The 17,392-nt window shown below is 36.7% G+C and carries 13 protein-coding genes; 7 read left to right on the top strand and 6 right to left on the bottom strand.

The annotated features are described in order from the left end of the window. The first annotated feature begins 258 nt into the window (after positions 1-258). The 7 genes from CTN01_RS09285 (at position 259) to CTN01_RS09315 (ending at position 6,194) form a co-directional block, all read left to right on the top strand. On the top strand, positions 259-717 hold the full coding sequence (locus tag CTN01_RS09285; RefSeq protein ID WP_045149013.1) for a GNAT family N-acetyltransferase: 459 nt from the start codon (positions 259-261) through the stop codon (positions 715-717). 461 nt (positions 718-1,178) lie between these two features. Next, on the top strand, positions 1,179-2,711 hold the full coding sequence (locus tag CTN01_RS09290) for a phospholipase D family protein (RefSeq protein ID WP_107342146.1): 1,533 nt from the start codon (positions 1,179-1,181) through the stop codon (positions 2,709-2,711). A gap of 313 nt (positions 2,712-3,024) precedes the next feature. Then, on the top strand, positions 3,025-3,684 hold the full coding sequence (locus tag CTN01_RS09295) for a hypothetical protein (protein WP_107342147.1): 660 nt from the start codon (positions 3,025-3,027) through the stop codon (positions 3,682-3,684). Positions 3,685-3,875: 191 nt separating this feature from the next. Continuing rightward, the gene (locus CTN01_RS09300; protein ID WP_052666626.1) at positions 3,876-4,436 is read left to right on the top strand and encodes a dienelactone hydrolase family protein; all 561 of its coding nucleotides are present in this window, start codon (positions 3,876-3,878) and stop codon (positions 4,434-4,436) included. Positions 4,437-4,470: 34 nt separating this feature from the next. After that, positions 4,471-4,947: a GNAT family N-acetyltransferase gene (locus tag CTN01_RS09305; RefSeq protein WP_045149012.1), complete on the top strand. Its 477-nt coding sequence runs from the start codon at positions 4,471-4,473 to the stop codon at positions 4,945-4,947. A gap of 150 nt (positions 4,948-5,097) precedes the next feature. Further along, entirely contained in the window at positions 5,098-5,676 is a 579-nt protein-coding gene (locus CTN01_RS09310; protein WP_045149011.1) for a pyridoxamine 5'-phosphate oxidase family protein, read from the top strand. A gap of 140 nt (positions 5,677-5,816) precedes the next feature. Further along, positions 5,817-6,194 (top strand): hypothetical protein, encoded by a 378-nt coding sequence (locus CTN01_RS09315; protein ID WP_005366036.1) that lies wholly within the window; start codon positions 5,817-5,819, stop codon positions 6,192-6,194. 128 nt (positions 6,195-6,322) lie between these two features. Here the strand turns inward: CTN01_RS09315 and CTN01_RS09320 are convergent, their stop codons facing one another. The 6 genes from CTN01_RS09320 to CTN01_RS09345 form a co-directional block, all read right to left on the bottom strand. Next, the gene (locus tag CTN01_RS09320) at positions 6,323-7,666 is read right to left on the bottom strand and encodes a DUF4397 domain-containing protein (protein WP_045149010.1); all 1,344 of its coding nucleotides are present in this window, start codon (positions 7,664-7,666) and stop codon (positions 6,323-6,325) included. Between the two features lie 414 nt (positions 7,667-8,080). Continuing rightward, entirely contained in the window at positions 8,081-10,678 is a 2,598-nt protein-coding gene (locus tag CTN01_RS09325; protein ID WP_107342148.1) for a family 20 glycosylhydrolase, read from the bottom strand. 587 nt (positions 10,679-11,265) lie between these two features. Beyond that, a complete protein-coding gene (locus CTN01_RS09330) occupies positions 11,266-11,934 on the bottom strand; it encodes a DUF1826 domain-containing protein (protein ID WP_045149009.1) in 669 nt (222 codons plus the stop codon). Positions 11,935-12,174: 240 nt separating this feature from the next. Further along, positions 12,175-13,218 (bottom strand): hypothetical protein, encoded by a 1,044-nt coding sequence (locus CTN01_RS09335; protein WP_045149007.1) that lies wholly within the window; start codon positions 13,216-13,218, stop codon positions 12,175-12,177. An 83-nt stretch (positions 13,219-13,301) separates the two neighbouring features. Further along, positions 13,302-15,185, bottom strand: coding sequence for a methyl-accepting chemotaxis protein (locus CTN01_RS09340; RefSeq protein WP_045149005.1), 1,884 nt, complete (start codon positions 15,183-15,185; stop codon positions 13,302-13,304). Positions 15,186-15,517: 332 nt separating this feature from the next. Then, positions 15,518-17,224 carry an alpha-keto acid decarboxylase family protein gene (locus tag CTN01_RS09345; protein WP_045149098.1) on the bottom strand — a complete coding sequence of 569 codons (1,707 nt, stop codon included), beginning with the start codon at positions 17,222-17,224 and terminating at the stop codon, positions 15,518-15,520. Positions 17,225-17,392 lie beyond the last annotated feature (168 nt).

The following is a 17,392-nucleotide window of genomic DNA, read 5'->3' on the forward strand; positions in this document are numbered from 1 at the left end:
TCAATTTCTTAATTATCTCAGTTTTTTTAAGTTATTGATATATAGGTGTAATATTCATGGTGTGTTTTTAATCCGACGGGTTAAAAACAGTTCTTACTTTTATCAATAGCAATTAATCAATTAAGAGTGGTTTTTTGCGACCAAGTTAATGAAAATAAATGTTTTTATTTATTAGAATGATGAAAATTTGCTGTATTAATATAGCGTAAAAGTAAGCATGCTTATTAATATACTGTATGTGCTTTGGTGGAAATGAATATGGAAATCACAATTAGGCGTATTGAAACAGAAAGCACTGAGGATAAAGGTATATTCGAGACTTTGTTCAGAGAGTACCTATCTGGATTCTCAGTTGAACTAGATCTCTCAGTAATTGCTCAGCTATTTGCGTTGCCTTATTTCCACGGATTTATCAGTTTTGTCGACAATAAGCCTGTCGGTTTTGCGGTTTGCTTTGAATCGTTTTCAACTTATCGTGCGCAAAGAGTAATGAATATTCATGATTTTATGGTGTCTGACTACTTTCGCGGTAAAGGCCTTGGCAAGGCGCAACTGAATGGTATCGAACAGTATTGTCGTGATAATGATTACTTCAAAATTACATTAGAGGTCAGTGATGATAATGTTACAGCTAAAAAGCTCTATAGCTCATTGGACTACGAAGATTACAGAGTAGTTTTGAAAGGGCAGCAACATTGGCAAAAGTACCTCAATTAGCACGCACCTATCCGAAGTGTTGGACAAGCCCAAGCCACTTTATATAAGTAAATATTAGAAATATCATGACGGGTGATTCGAAAAAGAAGTCGAGCGTTATCCTTGGTGCGAATCAATAAATTTAACACGCGGATCGATAATGAAATCTTCTTTATTTCTGAAGCGTTAACTCCATGACGCTATTTCTGATCACGACCACGTAGGAAAGCATAATCACGTACACGCTGAAATCCTTTCGATAACACATAGTATAAAACGAATGTTTTTAGTGTCTGATGACGAAAAGTTAACAATGAATGGAATAGATTATGGTGAAATGAGTGTGGTTGGCTTAACGGTATTTGATTTACTGTTTAGGTAACTAGCTTGTTGCTGGCTATTATTAAATAATGGCAATGTGGGTGTAAAATTAAATCAAAAGCGAATGAATCGCGGCTTACAGAATAAGGATATTGTTATACATGCCAATAAATAGAGTGATAGGTGCAAGTGTTATTTTTATCACTATTCTGACAGGGTGTTCGTCACTGCCTAAACAAGCAGAGCATCTTGATGCGCCACTAACTCCGAAATTAACCAGTGCTTTATCAACATTAAACGATCGCCATAATCCATTTATAACGCCACAAACACCAAGCGCAGTTCTGGTGCAAAATACGGGCTGGGATGCATTGGGTCAACGTCTAGCTTTGGTTGAAGCTGCCGAACATACGATAGATATTCAATACTATATTTGGAATTCAGATAGTTCTGGTCGTTATTTAGCGAGTCGTTTGGTCGCAGCCGCTGATCGTGGTGTTTATGTTCGTGTATTGCTTGATGATATAAACCTAAATGATCGTGAAACACTGCTAACAAAACTTGATGCACACCCTAATATCGAGATCCGTATTTTTAATCCGATCCCAACCCGTAATGCTGGCAAATGGATAAGCTTTGTAGGGGATTTTTCACGTTTAAATCGTCGTATGCATAATAAATCTTTCACTGTTGATGGTACCTTTACTGTTGTTGGTGGACGTAATATTGGTGATGAGTATTTTGATCTTTCCCATGAGCTGAATTTGCGTGATCGTGATGTATTAGCAAGTGGAAAAGTTGTCGCGGATGTTCAACATAGCTTTAATGATTATTGGAATAGTGAATGGGCATATTCAGTTGATTTATTAAGGGATAAAGCTAAACCGCTACCACAGTTAATGCTTAGCAGTATTCCTGTACCTGAGTATAAAAACTATCCGGCATTGCCTCAAAGCCAAAATGCAGCCATGACGTACTTATCAACGCAGTTAAAGAAGATGACTGGAGCCAAAGCCACATACATTGCAGATAAGCCGATTCCAGATGATGTTGATAATACAGATCAGCCAAAAGCAACGGCGCAGTATTTATCTAAACTGGCGAAAAATACAAAAAATGACATCATTATTGAATCGGCATATTTAGTCTTTGATGATAAACAGCTAGCGGGTTTACAACAGCTCTCGCAAAAGGGCGTGGAGATCAAAGCGCTGACAAACTCAATGGCATCAAATGATCTTGTGACTAATCACTCTGGTTATGCAGGCCGCCGCCAAGACATGCTAGAAAGTGGCATGGATTTATATGAATTAAAGCCTGACGCTAAGTTATGCAAGATTGTTATTCAAGATAACGACAAATGTGCACCGAATGCGGTATACGGTTTACACGCTAAATCAGCGGTATTTGACCATCAAATAGCGACGATTGGCTCATTTAACTTCAATTTACGCTCTACCTATCTTAATACTGAGTCGCTATTGGTGATTGAAAACCCTAAGATTGCCACAGAGCTTGCTACGACCTTAGAGAGCGCAATGCAAGACAGTAACAGTTGGCATTTAAGTCTGGATGATGGCGATGTGTATTGGCATTCGGGTAACGAAATATGGGACAGTGAACCGAACACTAAACAATGGGATCGTATGAAATCAGAGTTATTACAATTATTGCCAATAGAGAAGTATTTGTAAGCACTAATATTAGAAATAGATTGAAAAGCCAGCCACTAGGTTGGCTTTTTATTATTAGTACAGGGTGATTAATTTTGCTTTTAATTTTATTACATAAAAAAGAGTAGTATTACTTAGTATAAATTAAAGTGCTAATGATAATTGTTTGTAATAATGACTATGGGTGTTTTGTTATAATAAGATTAATTGTTAAAACCTTGTGTATCTTTATCTATCAAATGATACGATATATAAATACTGATATTAAGATTTGTTTCATCTGTAAGTGTTAGGTTTCTCCTAAGACTAGAATTTAGATAATTACAGGGTTTGTATGAAATTTAAAGATAGATTGTTTAATGGCTTAGATAGCTCAGTGCAACAAAACTGGTTATATCAAGAAAGCATTTTAAACGTTAATACAGAGTACATGTATAAAGTTGCCATTGCACAAGAATTAACGAAAGGCTTTTATCATCACTCAGGGGACGATTTCACTATTGAGTTAGATCAGAATAAAAAAAGAATCCCTTATGCTATCGTTTCAGAAGAAGTGACTTTAAATAAAAAGTTTAAGAAAAAAACTAAGTCATGGAAAAAAGATAATAAAGTTGATGGAAGAGTTGATATCTTCCTTTCAAATGACAAATCAAAAGATACATTTATTATTGATGTAAAAGATTTTGAGATGTCTAGCTCAGATCTTAAGAAGGCAATTAAACGCTTTGTTAGTATGTTTGAGTTTTATAAAAAGGAAAATACGGTTCGTGAGTGTGCGCTAGTGTTTCCTACCATACTAGATACAAGTGATTGGGTTATAAAGTACTTACGTAAAAGTAAACTACCCAATAACTTGGTCGTTGATTTTGAATCAAAAGAAGTCGCTATCAACGGTGAAAGTGATGAGTACGCAGAGCGTTACTATGCAAATGTGCTAATCATTAAACGTTTTTCTCCTGCTAATATGGTTGTGAGTTGCGCTCAATACATGTAATTCGAAGCATGTAGTAATATGTGACAATAAAAGAAAAGCCAGCAGTTAATGTTGGCTTTTTATTTTTATGAAACTGTTGCTCTTTTCTCTATTGTTTCACGGTTGGCTTCGAAGTTTATTTGTTACTCACTTCAGTATTAATAACATATTTATTAGTATCTGCTATGGGGTAATTATATAAAGGAGCATTTATGAAGGTTATTATTGTTACCTATATTTTTGGTTTATGTGAAACCACAGATAAGATGGCCTCATTTATTGCTCAGCATACTGACAGTGTAAAAATCGTTGACCCTTACCAAGGCGTTCGCTGTGAGTTTTCTAGTGAAACAGCTGCGTACGAGCAATTTATTAAAGATTGTGGGCATGATGATTACTTATTTTTAGTTCGTGAGTCAGTATTAAAAGATAAGCATGATGTACTAATAGGTTTTAGCGCAGGCGCAAATGCTGCTTGGCGAATATCAGAATTAGTCGAATCTGATTGTAAAAGCATTCTTTGTTTTTATCCTTCAGAAATACGTAATCACGCGGATATTGAGCCGAAAGTACCAACAGCGGTTATTTTTCCGAAAAAAGAAGCCTCTTTTGACGTTTTAACCATGAATACAGCACTTCTTAATCGAATAAATGTAACGACTCAAATTATGCCTTATAAACACGGCTTTATGAATTGTTTATCTGATGCTTATGATAAACAAGGTGAGACGATGGGATTTGAATACATTCTGAATAGAATAAGAAAAATATAATTTATATTAATCATTTAATTATAAGGTTTATGTGATGTTGTTGAATCAAAATAAAATAGAAATATCACAACTTATTGAAAGTGATAGATGTGCTGTTTTCGATTTACTTCAAGATAAAGAAACGATGCGATTTCTAGGTCCAAGACGTCCATTAATTGATCAAGAGTCAGAAGCATGGTTTATTAATGAGCAAAAAGCAGAGTATAGGTTTGCCTTTCGGTCTATCGAAACGAATGAGTTTATCGGTTTTTGTGGAATATCGTTAATTGATGGTGAATTGGATTTTGGTTATTTCCTGCGTAGGAAATTTTGGGGGCAAGGGTTAGCCATTATTATGTGTGAATCAGCAATCGCTAAACTGTCTTATTCTATCGATTTTACCCAAGTTAATGTATTGATTGCCTCTGATAATATAGCAAACCAAAAGGTTGCTAAGAAATTAGGCTGGAAAATAAAGTGTGCTGCTAATAATGAATTTGAAACAGGGAATTTGTATCTAATTCAGAATTAAGGCTTATCACTTTTCTTTACTGTCATCTTGGGTTAGGTAATGAAAATTAGGTGATCTCATAGACAAATAATAGGATGTATTTTGTATCTCAACGTACAGCCAACTAGTTTGTCTTAAATCTGGCGCTATCCCTTGTATTGAATGCTTAATATGGAGATGACTATTTTGGGTAAACAATTTTCTGAATTATCAGATAAACATATAGAGTTTATCGAAAACCAAAAAATCTACTTTGTTGGTACTGCCGCTGAGAGCGGTAATGTGAATTTGTCACCTAAAGGTGGTGATTCCTTGAGAGTGATCAATTCAAATCAAATAGCGTGGTTAAATTTAACAGGTAGCGGTAATGAGTCTGCATCACATGTTATTAGAAATTCACGAATGACACTCATGTTCTGTGCATTTGAAGGAGCTCCGCTCATTTTTAGAGTATATGGGAAGGCAAAGGTCTTACATGCTAAAGATGAGGAATGGAGTCAGTATGTACAACTATTTCCAGAAAGTGTTGCTTCTAGACAAATATTTATCTTAGATATTGATTTTGTTCAGTCATCTTGTGGCAAGTCGGTTCCGTATTTTAGCTATGAGGGGGATCGTGATGATTTGGCGAATTGGTCCAAAAAGCAAGGTGTCGAAGGAATAGAGCAATACTGGCTTAAAAAGAATCAAAAAAGTATCGATGGCTTTGAAACTGAAATAGCGAAAAGATCAGGCTTGGACGTAGAGTAACGAATTAAGCGATTATATCGTGAGTGCTTAATACTTCATCAAACCACTTACGATATAACGTATTCACTGCCTGTTACGCTAGTATTTTGCTAGAAAACGCTCATAATCTTGCAAAACAACATTTAAAGAAGAAACTATCTATGACTGACTTTCAATATTACTTTCAGAAACTGCCATGTTTTAACTGTAAAAAAAACACAGTAAGCATTGATCTTGGTTGGTTAACCGCAGCGATGAAAGAAGATGTTATTGCACAAGCGTCTACGATTATTGCGCAAGATAACGTTGAGCCAGAAGTGTCGGTGAATGTAACTTGTACAAAAGATGAAGCTCGTGATTATCTACTACTTAATTTCTACGGTTATTCTGAAGAAGAATTAGCGAACCAAGTTAAAGCTGAAGATGAACAAGAAGTAGCAGAAGAAGTTGCTGAACTTTTTGCTGATGGTAGTGATGTAGGTGTATTTGAACACGAAATCGTACTGCTAAGTTGCACTGATTGCGGTATTGACGACTAGTTTAATTTAGCGTTGCAATTATAAGGCAATGCTTTTGATAGCCTAATACCAATGAAAAATCCGCAATTAATTTGTTACTAGTGCCTAGTAACAAAAGGTTGCGGACTTTTTTATGTTTTATAAGGTTTTTATTTGTCGACGTTTAACGCAATTGAATCTTCAGTTGCAAAAGCGGTTGCCACGTTACCTCCCGCAAGAGCTACATTAGCCGCTGTTAGCAATACATTGGTTGTACCTGCTTCAGCAACAGCGAAGTCGTAGTTACCTTCACCCACGTTAAGTACAGCAGAGTCTTTGAAATTCACATTCTTTAATACCACAGTATCGGCTGAGAATCCTGTACCTGTAGGGGTTGCGTGAATATCCACTGTGCCTGCTACTGGGTTAGCATGAACGACTCTTAGTTTTGCATATGTCGCAACACTTCTTAAATCATCTTCAATAACAACAGGCTCTATAGATTGAGCGGCAAATTGTCCGACAGCAAAAATGGTTGTTTCAGATCCTGCTGCAAAAGTGGTGCCTGGAGCTTTAATAGCTTCAGGTGTTGTTGCTCCAGAAGGAGTGACAGTTAAATCATAACTGTCCGGTGTTAAATCAAGGCTTTTAATTGTTTCATAGCTGATCGAATCAAGTCCAGATACAACATTGCCACTGGCTCTTACATCGACATCACCTAAATCAGCGACGGCATGACCAACACGCACTGTTGATTTTTCGCCAGTATTTCTAAGCACATTAACGCTTGTTCCGTCTGCAACAAGAAGATTGACAGGGGAGACTGCACCACCGCTTATATTAGGAACTGCTGTTACCATTAAATCGCTACCGCCATCTAATGCGATGTTACCACTGTCATATACCACATCGGCATCAGTACTCTTACCTGCTAGCGTGATCCTTATTCGGTAATCACCAGCTGGAAGTGTAACAGGTAGATTCGCATCATCTTCTTTAAAGGTAAGATCAGAAATTGTAATTGTATCTTCACTGATACTTGGACCGGTTGTTACGTGGATATCAACACCACCAACGTTTGGGTGTCCATGTAACACATCGACGCGAATAGATTGGTCGTCAGGGGATTCATTAGAACGAGAGAGAATCACTGGCTCTATAGCACTCACATTGTTTACAGCAAAGACGTCATACTGCATATCTGGTGCAAGGTTGACTGCATTTGCTGTGATGACATCAGCGGTAGCATCGTTTGCAAGAAGTCCACGCACAATCAGATCATGGCTACCTGAATCAACAGTGAGTAATGGACTACCTTGTTGATAATCAACATTAGATAAGCTACTGACTACATCACCATCCATTAAAATAGAAACAAGCGGAGCATCCGCACTTGCATGCGTTACCCTTAGCTGTGAAGTAGGCATTTCAGCGTTATCATCATGAGAATCGCTGTTACAACCGTTTAAGATTAATGCCGCAGTTGTAAGTAATGTAAGTGTTGTTTTTTTCATATGAAGCCTCTTCCTTGTTTGATTATGGAAAATTGCTACGGGTATATGAATACATCGGTTCACTAGTAAAAAACTGTCACCATTCGTCGGCTGTTTTCTTGGGAGAAATATCACTTAATACGATGTGATGTTGCTTATGTTTCATGTTGATTACAGGTTTGGATTATTCGTGTAAATAAAGGAAATTCATTTTTTGATGTTCACATTATCTGAGCATGACCGATAAATTTTTATATCATTGGAGGCTTAAAATGAAGGTGTAGCTTTGCTTTGAAGGAAAAAGTGGGGTTAAACGTTGATATAAAAATATTTCTATAGGAGGGATATGACACAGTAAATGGTAGTTATCTTATAGAGCCAGCAAATAGATGCTGGCTTTATTTAATCTATGATATAGATAAATAATGGTTCTATTTAATGGATATTTATCGTTGAAATATGTCCATAACGATCTTGGTGTGAAGCGGTACGCAGTTGAACACTTTTTTGGGTAGTGATCATTACTGGAGTAGAATAAGTCAGCCAGTTTCGACCATTATCTGTTGAATATTGAATACCTACACCAGGGTATTCCGTATTTGCTACTAACTTATTATTAAGTATTTTTGCACCAACCATGGGTAAGCGATACTGAATGCTTTCACCGTGGATATGATAGTTATCCATCTGTTTTAATTCTTTTTGTCCTAGTCGATTCGCAAATTCTTCCCATGCTAAATGTTTTGCTTTGTTGCGTTTTGCTGAGTTATCGATATTTTCCCAACTAGCTTTATGCCATGCCCGTTCTGCTACAGCTATTAGGCGAGGGTAAATCATATATTCTAATTGGTCATCCGTTCGAATTGTCTCACCAAAAACAGCGGCTTCTATACCTAAAATATGTTTTTCTGCTGACGGTTTTAAGGCCGGTAAACTACCTAGAACTCCATTTGAAATATCATAATCGGTAATTTTTTTTCCACTTTGAAACATATCTATATTTTTATAGATATCTGCAGGTGTAAAACTAAATACTTTTTCTGTATTAATAAAGCGAGTGGCCCAAGGGTTACCCCTTTCTTGCGGTGAAGCTTCTTGTGGTTGGTCTAAGTATAAATAAGGCGCATTACTTAAGATGACATCATATCCAGCATTAACAAGTCGATTAGCTCTTCCTCCAGATTGCCACTCCCATATACTATTCCATACTTGTGCAACAAGATTACCTTTGATACGTATTGTATGGTTTTTATGGTCAAAGGCATCACCATAAGCGTGTAATTCAAGTTTGTGCTGGCTTGATATTTTATTAACTTTATTAAAAAAATACTCCCCAAGTTGTTCTGTTGAATTAATGTTTTTATTACTTGCTATAAGCTTTTTACAGGCTGGTGAATTAATCCATGCTCCGGCTATTTCATCTCCGCCTAAATGAATAACTTTAAGCGGCTGAATGGTTGAGTGAATCTTTTGTATTTGCGTGATTAAATTATCAACAAAATCATAAGAGGAATCCATACAGACATTAATTGCGTTGTTTGAATAGAGTTGAACTGATTTATATTGAGTTGTATCTAATTGATCAAATAAACGAAATTGTTCTGCTTCTTTTATTTTTCCTTGGGATTTTAATTTCCTGTATCGGGACTCCATTGCAAGAATAGCTGCACGTGCATGACCCGGCATATCAAATTCAGGTATAACTGTAATGTTACGATCGTTAGCATATTTTAAAATGTTTTTATAATCCTCAACACTATAATATTGAGTTTTCTTGTTTGGGCCAGCACCTAAAACAGGCATCAAGCAAGCTGTTTCTGATTCATCATGGCATTGTGTAGCACCAAACTCTGTCAGCTCTGGAATGCCTGGTATCTCAAGTCGCCAGCTTTCATCGTCAGAAAGGTGCAAATGAAGAGTATTCATTTTGTAGGCTGCCATTTGATCAAGAAGCCGTAAAATAGTTTCCTTTTTATAAAAATTACGGGCTACGTCTAAAAGAAATCCGCGATATGGCTTTCTTGGCTCATCATTAATTATAACGTTAGGTATATCACTCCCATGTTGTTGAATTAAACTAAGTAAACTTATTTGGGCATAAAACAAGCCAGCATCGTTACCTAATAAGTCTATGTGGTTTTTACTAATATTGAGTGTATAAGCTTCGTTGCCAATATCATGGTCAATCAAACGAATAATTTTCGTATCAGGTGCTGTGGATGCAGCTGTTAACTTTGGTGTGTTATTTTTTAGCTCATGAAGTAAGGCCTTATGTAATGCTAATGCTTTTGGCTTATTTTTCTCTGTATATACAATTGACCAGCTGTTATCTATTATTGCTTGCCCTTGTATAGGAGTGATTAACTTAGGTGTAGGTGTAATTGCAAAATTATTTAATTGTTGTTTCGTAGTTGCTTTATATTGTTCAAATCGGCTATACGGTGTGGCGATAGGAACAATATCTTGCGATGAGCGCTTTAATTGATTACTAGATTTAAAAGCTTTAACAAAAACCGGATCGTCAAACTTCGTACTATCGATAACAACGGGCTGAGTGTCTTTTGAGGTAACATACCAATTAGGTAAGACAGCAGAATCGGAAACTATAAAATAATTGACATTGAATGTGATAACACGTGATTCTCCTGGATGAATAGGAGAGCTATTTGGTATTGGTGTTAGTGTTTTTATATCTCCTAATTGTTGCTCTATAGAAAAGCCATTAGTAATGTTATTTTTAATATCTCTTCTCAAACCAAAATAGATTGACCAATCACTAATAGGTATTGTGGAGTCACCAATATTTTTTAATTTTATATCAACAACTTTTTCTTCCGTATTCGTTTTTATGTCAAAGTTTTTTCTTACACTGAAGCTAATTGATAAATTATGCGCAATATAATTTATTATAGACTGAGAGCTTGCTGGAAGAGGAATATTAAAACTTTCACTAATAGGTTGCGTTGGATTAACAGCATAGGTGTTTATAGAAAATACACTGAGGATAGAAAATAATACAGGTTTTATTTTCATTAAATATCTCACTTTTTATTTAAGTTTTAATGGTAAATGTGAATTAACACAAACTGAGAAAATGATGGATTATATGGATCAAAGTCATTAATCCGATTAGCTATAATTTCATAATTTAAATAAATTAATTAATTGATGTAATTATGATTTTAAATAAGATTTAGGAGGGCTTTCTAATTTAAAATGTGACACTTTCTATTTATTATTCATAATTTATTTTGTCCATCATTAAATAGAATAACGCGATAATATTGTGTGATTATTTCATTGAAAATAAAATCGAAATGTTTTTTATTTAACGAGTTGTTTTTCAATATCATTTTTGTTGTATTTAATGTTATTCGTAAGGGGCGTAATTAACAAATGATTTTTAGTTATCTTATTATGAAAAAAAGTAATACTAAAAATTAATGTTCACCTATGTTTATTTTATGTGTTAGAAATTATTAATGTTTAGATGTTATGTTTATTTTATGTATTGGAAATTATTAATATTAAGATGTTATGTTGATTTTTCTATTAAGAGTATTTGAATGGTAAACAATTTTTTAGCCAGCAAATAAATGCTGGCCTGAATTTTCATTAATTTAACAGAAATCTAGAGTCATCAGTAATCGTGTTTCGTTTGGTAATGTAGCGGGGGAACGATGAACAATACCAAGATTTTCATTTCCAGCCCAAGCCTCACCTTTAAGCAGTGCCACATCACCCGTAGATAATTGCTCTATATCAGAATGTTGTTTATATAATCCCGATGTTTCATCTGGTAGTCCGTTATTGCCATGTCCTAGTTTTGTGCGATCCACTTTATCGTTAGGCAACCATTGAGATGCATTACCATGAAAAGTCGATACCAATCGGCAAGGGATATGATCGACATGGAAACGTGGACACATAGCATTATTTAATGCTGTTAATCTCAAACCGACTTCTTTTAGATCAAATAAACAGCAGAACATATCAACCAGTTGTGCAATGTTTTCAACTAGTGCTTTAGGCAGTTTTCGTTGTGTGGCTAGATCAAGTTCTTCCCGTACCGTTTCAGGTGAAAGGGATATCGACTTTCTAAATGTTGGGTTATCACTAAGAAATGTTTCAATTTCATGTGTGAGTTCAGAGCTGAGATTGCGCTGCCATACCGCAATATTAATGTTGTTTCGATAGATATTGGTGAATACGGTAGGTTGTGGGGCGATACTTACATTGGTTGTATTCTCAACACTATTTAATTGGCGCTCGATGGTGGCTACATTCATGGCTGACGATTCTCACATTGACAGGGTTAACCAGAGACGACTTTGATACGTTAAGGTTAACGGTTAGTTTTAAGCTATACATTATAGCCTTTATGTTATGTTATAACATAACAAATTGGGTGTGGGTTTAACAATAGCAGTTTGGATATGATCTGTCATATTAAGATTAGTGATAGAAAGAGATAGAAGAAAGCCAGCAACGATTGTGCTGGCTTTGCTGTTAACCTTATGTGGGTTAAATTAAGCGTTGAAGCAAGTAAGAACATCTTCTGTAAAGTAGGGCTCTTGGTATCCCCAGAACATGTACTTTACTTTCAGGAAGTACTGACTAAATGAGTGCAGCATCGGTACGATGTTGTTTCGTTTATCAACTACTTCAGTCGTGTTGGTTTGCCCTATGTAATTCCCGTCTTGAATGGCAATCCCTAAAGGGACGGAATACTTATTTTCATGCATCAAAGCTAAAGCATGGTTCAGTTGTCCTCGACGCTTAACCATAAGATCGGGTGCACCTAATCCCACTCCAATTTTTTCGCCGTATTGGTAAATACTTTTAAGGTAACCTTTGTCTTCCCAAGGAAGCCATTCACCGTTAACAAAGTTGGCATATTGCATGGTTGTTGAAGAAGGAAAAGCCTGTTTCAAGGCTAGCATGTTTGCTTTGATACCTGTTACATAGTCATTTTCATTAAAGCTTGGATCGGTTTTTACTGATACACCAATAGCGGTTTCTTGTAAGTTTATCCCTTCAATTTTTCCGTCAAACTGGCGTCCTAATGCTTGCATTAATAGTGCGAAGCGAGTTCGAACTTGTTTATTCCAGCGTTTAGCTACCCATCCTTCGCTATTTCCATCATCAGTGTATTGTTGAACTGCGCCACCATCATAGGCTTTATCGAGAAGGTAATTAGGTACGGCTTTATTTTCAGAATAGAAGGTCGCATCTTGAAGTTGAATAAACAGCTTTTTACCGTGCTTTTTTAGGTACTCATAATCTTCAAGAATGATAGAGAAATCATAAACGTCTTTTTGAGGTTCTAAGTCAGACCATGAATACATGATTTGTGCGCCTACAAAACGAGGATTGTTGAGTAAAGGGTGGGATTTAATGGCTTTTCTGTCTTTAGCAAAATAGACGAAATGTTTCATGTTATCACTAGCAATAGGGCAGCTTGCGCTTAAGTGTTTTTTATATTCATCTTTATAGCGATCGGTTGGATTATCCCATGCCGCGTTGGCACTAATACTGAAACAGAGTGTTAAGAGAAATAGAAATATAGGCATAGTAGTCAGTTGTATATAGAACAAAAGCTAGCATGTTCTATGCTAGCTTTTGTCGTTAGTTTTTCGTTGTTATAACGGTATGTTTAGAGTTTAAAGCGACTGATTTCTTGTTGTAGCTCATGAGATAAATTCGATAGCTCAGCTGCCTGTTTTGCGGCTTCATTGGCTTCTACAGCAAGTTCATTAGAAACATCACGAATTCCCTCTGTATTACGGGTGATCTCTGATGTTACGGAAGATTGCTCTTCAGCGGCTGAAGCTATTTGCGTCGCCATATCATTGATCGTTGTCACGGCAGTGGTAATTTGTGACAGGCTTACTGCTGCGGCATTGGCATCATCAACACTGGTTTCAGAGAGATGACGACTATCATCCATGATATTCACAGCTTGGCCTGTGGTTTTTTGTAGGGTCTCTATCATTTGCTGAATTTCTTGAGTTGATGCATGAGTTCGTTGGCTAAGTACACGTACCTCATCTGCAACAACAGCAAATCCTCGGCCTTGCTCACCGGCTCGAGCTGCTTCAATTGCGGCATTTAATGCCAATAAGTTGGTTTGCTCTGCAATCCCTTGAATGGTTGATAGGATCGTTGTGATGCTTTGAGCATTGTTATTTAGCTCACTGATCACAGATGTTGCTGTATCCACTTCTTGCGCTAGTGTGCTGATCGACTGTTGGCTTTGGTTAACCTGTGTCGCACCGTGATTAGATGCGGTTACCGTTTGTTCTGATGTTCTTGCCGTGTTTTCTGCGTTGGCGGCAATCTCTTGAGTGGCGGCTGCCATTTCATTGATTGCTGTTGCGACCATATTAATTTCATCTTGCTGATGCTGAATACGGGTGCTGCGCTCTTCGGCTTGTGAAGCGGTTATATGAGATTGTTGATTAAGTGATTCTGAAACATGACGTAATCTAGTCACCATTTGGTGCATGTTACCAACAAACTGGTTGAAGTTTAGTGCAAGTTTACCTACTTCATCGTGGCTTCTTGGTTCTAAACGTTGCGTTAAATCACCTTCACCATTTGCAATTTCAGCCAGTGCTTTTGATACACGGTCAAGATCGCGAAGAAGATAGTTTACTAGCCATGCTACCGCGATAACTACGATCAAAGTGATCACAATTGCAGTGATGATTAACTCTGTTAATAGTGAATAGTAGCTGGCTTCTTCTGTGGATTTATCCATTTCAAGACCAAATACCCAATCACTATTTGGGATATTAGCAAAGTAAAATAGCTTATCTTTCCCTTTTATTGAGAAATGCTCTAAGCGGTTTGTATTGGCACTTTGTTCAATGTTACCCATGTTTAACTGATTGCTATAGTTTGCAATCGGCTTTAATAACAATGAGCTATCAGAATGAGCAAGGAAAGTTCCATTCTTTTTGTCGATCAACATGGCATGAGCATTATCACCGACGTTTAAACTGATCACATCGTTAATGAGTTGATCAATCAGCACATCAGCGCCGATAACACCAGCTAGTTCGCCTTTATTGCGAATAGGCTCGGCAATCGTCACTAATAAGGCGTTAGTAATAGCGTCTTTATAAGCAGTGGTGATCACTTGTTTGTTATTGTTTACTGCATCGCTGTACCAAGGGCGTGTACGAGGATCATAACCTGCGCGGTTACGCTCTGGGTGTGATCGAAGCATTTGTCCTGCAACGTTACCATAGTAGATATCGTCAAAACCGCCTGCCTTACGTGCTTGTTTCAGGAAAGGCACAAGATCTGCTTGTTGATAAGGCTCTTTGACTGAGGAGGTGATACTGCGACGGATATTAATCCAATCTTCAATACCGCTGGTAGCTGTGGTTGCTACGCTTTGTAAGCGATCTAAGATATTTTCATTTGTTTGTTGTTGTAAATTACTGGCAGCAAGCCAAGTTAATACTGTTGCCATAAGGACAACAGCAGACAAGCTCGCGCTGATCAGCTTTTGTTTTAGTGATAGTTGCATTGTTGTCTCAGAAAAATGTGGTTTTAGATATTGCGGCGAGTGTAAATAGTGTTTTAAATATATGCACGTAAATAAATACAAAAATTAGATGTATCGCTTAAAAGAATTCAAATGGTCAATTTAATGACTATGTGTAATCTAGTTGGTGGCGTCTTATTCTTTATTTTAGGGTTGTATTAGTATTAATTTTTGAGGGGAATAGTTGTTTGTGCTTTTTATCGAGTACAAGTACTAAAACTCTAGTGTATATTGATGCAGAGTAGCGGCTGAATACAGTCAACCGCTATGTTGGTATTAAGTTATGCCATGTTGTATTGGGTTTTATTCTTTATTTATGCGAATTCTTTTTCTTGTACAGGTGGTACGTGAACTTGTAAACCACGTTGAGGGTTAAGCTGTGATGCTAAGTTAGCTGCTAAGGCTGCGGTTTCCATCATTGCGGTAACGACTTCAATGTATACACCTGTCGTTGCTGTAGATGCTAGCTCTAAAGCGTGATCAAGTTCAGCATTAGTAGTAACTTTCATTGATAACCAATCTTTTGCGCCAAAGGCTTGAGGCAGTTGGCTGTAATTCCATTGACACAAATCGTTATAGTTAATCATTGGATCTTTACACAAGATACGTTCAATTAAATACCCATTATTGTTTAGTACGATAACAATAGGTTTTAGTCCAAAACGATGAAACTGTCCTAGTTCTTGGACTGTTAATTGATGAGATCCCTCACCGGTAAGTAATACTGTACGGCAAGAAGGATTGGCAATGGCTGCGCCAAATGCAGCAGGAGTTGCCCAACCAATACTTCCCCATAGTGTTTGGTTTTCAAATCTTGCACCTTTAGGTAGACGAGCAAGACCTAATCCCATTGATATTGTCCCTGTTTCAGCAATAACTTGATCATCTTCTTTAAAGAAGGTTTCTAGTCGTGGGTAGAGTGAATGTGCAGTGATAAGATCGTTATGATTGTTTTCTGTATTTGCCGCTGGCTCTAAATGACTATAACCCATGTAGCAGTTGTATGTATTGGTACGAGGATGAATAAGTGGGGTTAGTGTTTCTAATAAACGACAAAAGTTAACAGGGGGATGTTGACGTTTATTTATATTGATTTTATCTTGGTAGATATTGACGATATCTTCAGGCCACTGGATAGTAAAAGCGCCAGTATTAAAATCTGTAAATAGTGCGCCAAGATTTAAAATGAAATCAGATCTTTCTACATAATCGTTGATGTGTTTATTAATAACTTTACCATCGCATAAGCCAATAAAGTTCGGGTGTGTTTCATCAAGTAGTGCTTTATCAGCAAACATTATTGAGAAAGGTAAATTGGCTTTTTCAAGTAGTCGTAATACTTGTTTTTGTGCATGACAAACACGAAGGTGCTCACCGACCATAATTAAAGGTTGGGTTGCATTGTTGATTTTGTATGCAATTAACTCAGCAAGTTGGATCACATCGTCTGAGCCTGTTTGTGGTTCAAAAGTAAAATTGAATTCCTGTGGTGCTGGTAATATTGATAATGCAACGTCTTCAGGAAGTGCAATATAGACAGGGCGTTTGGCCGACAATGCTAATTGAATCACGCGATTAATTTCTTTTTCAGCATTATCAACAGTTAAAATTGTACTGGCTTCAACAACATTGTCCGCCATTTTCGCAAAAGTGCCGAATTGGCCATCACCTAATGTGTGATGAATAAGCGCATGAGAGGCCATAACTTTTTCACTCGGCATACCTGTAATAAAGATAACAGGTAGGTGAGCTGAATAAGCGCCGGCAACACCGCATAGTGCACTTAATTCTCCTGGACCATAAGTCGTACTGAGTGCTGCGACACCATGAATTCTAGCGTACCCATCAGCAGCATAAGATGCATTTAATTCGTTTGAACTACCAATCCATTCAATACTGTCATCTTCACAAATGGCATCATTGATTGGAAAAGCGAAATCCCCAGGAACACCAAAAACATGGTGAATATTAATTGCTTTTAATGCGTTAATTAAATATTGAACAACAGTAATTTCTTTCATAATTTTTTCTGCCAGATAAACATCAAAAATAACAAGATGCGTAAAATAAATAAGAATGGTTTCTGGCAATTATCATTGCTGAAAAATAGGTGTTTGAAAATTAGAATAATTAAGAAAGACTTTTGCAATTATTCGAAAGAAGCCATTATTTATTTACGATATAATTAC

Source organism: Photobacterium angustum (assembly GCF_003026365.1).
GTDB classification, from domain to species: Bacteria; Pseudomonadota; Gammaproteobacteria; order Enterobacterales; family Vibrionaceae; genus Photobacterium; species Photobacterium angustum.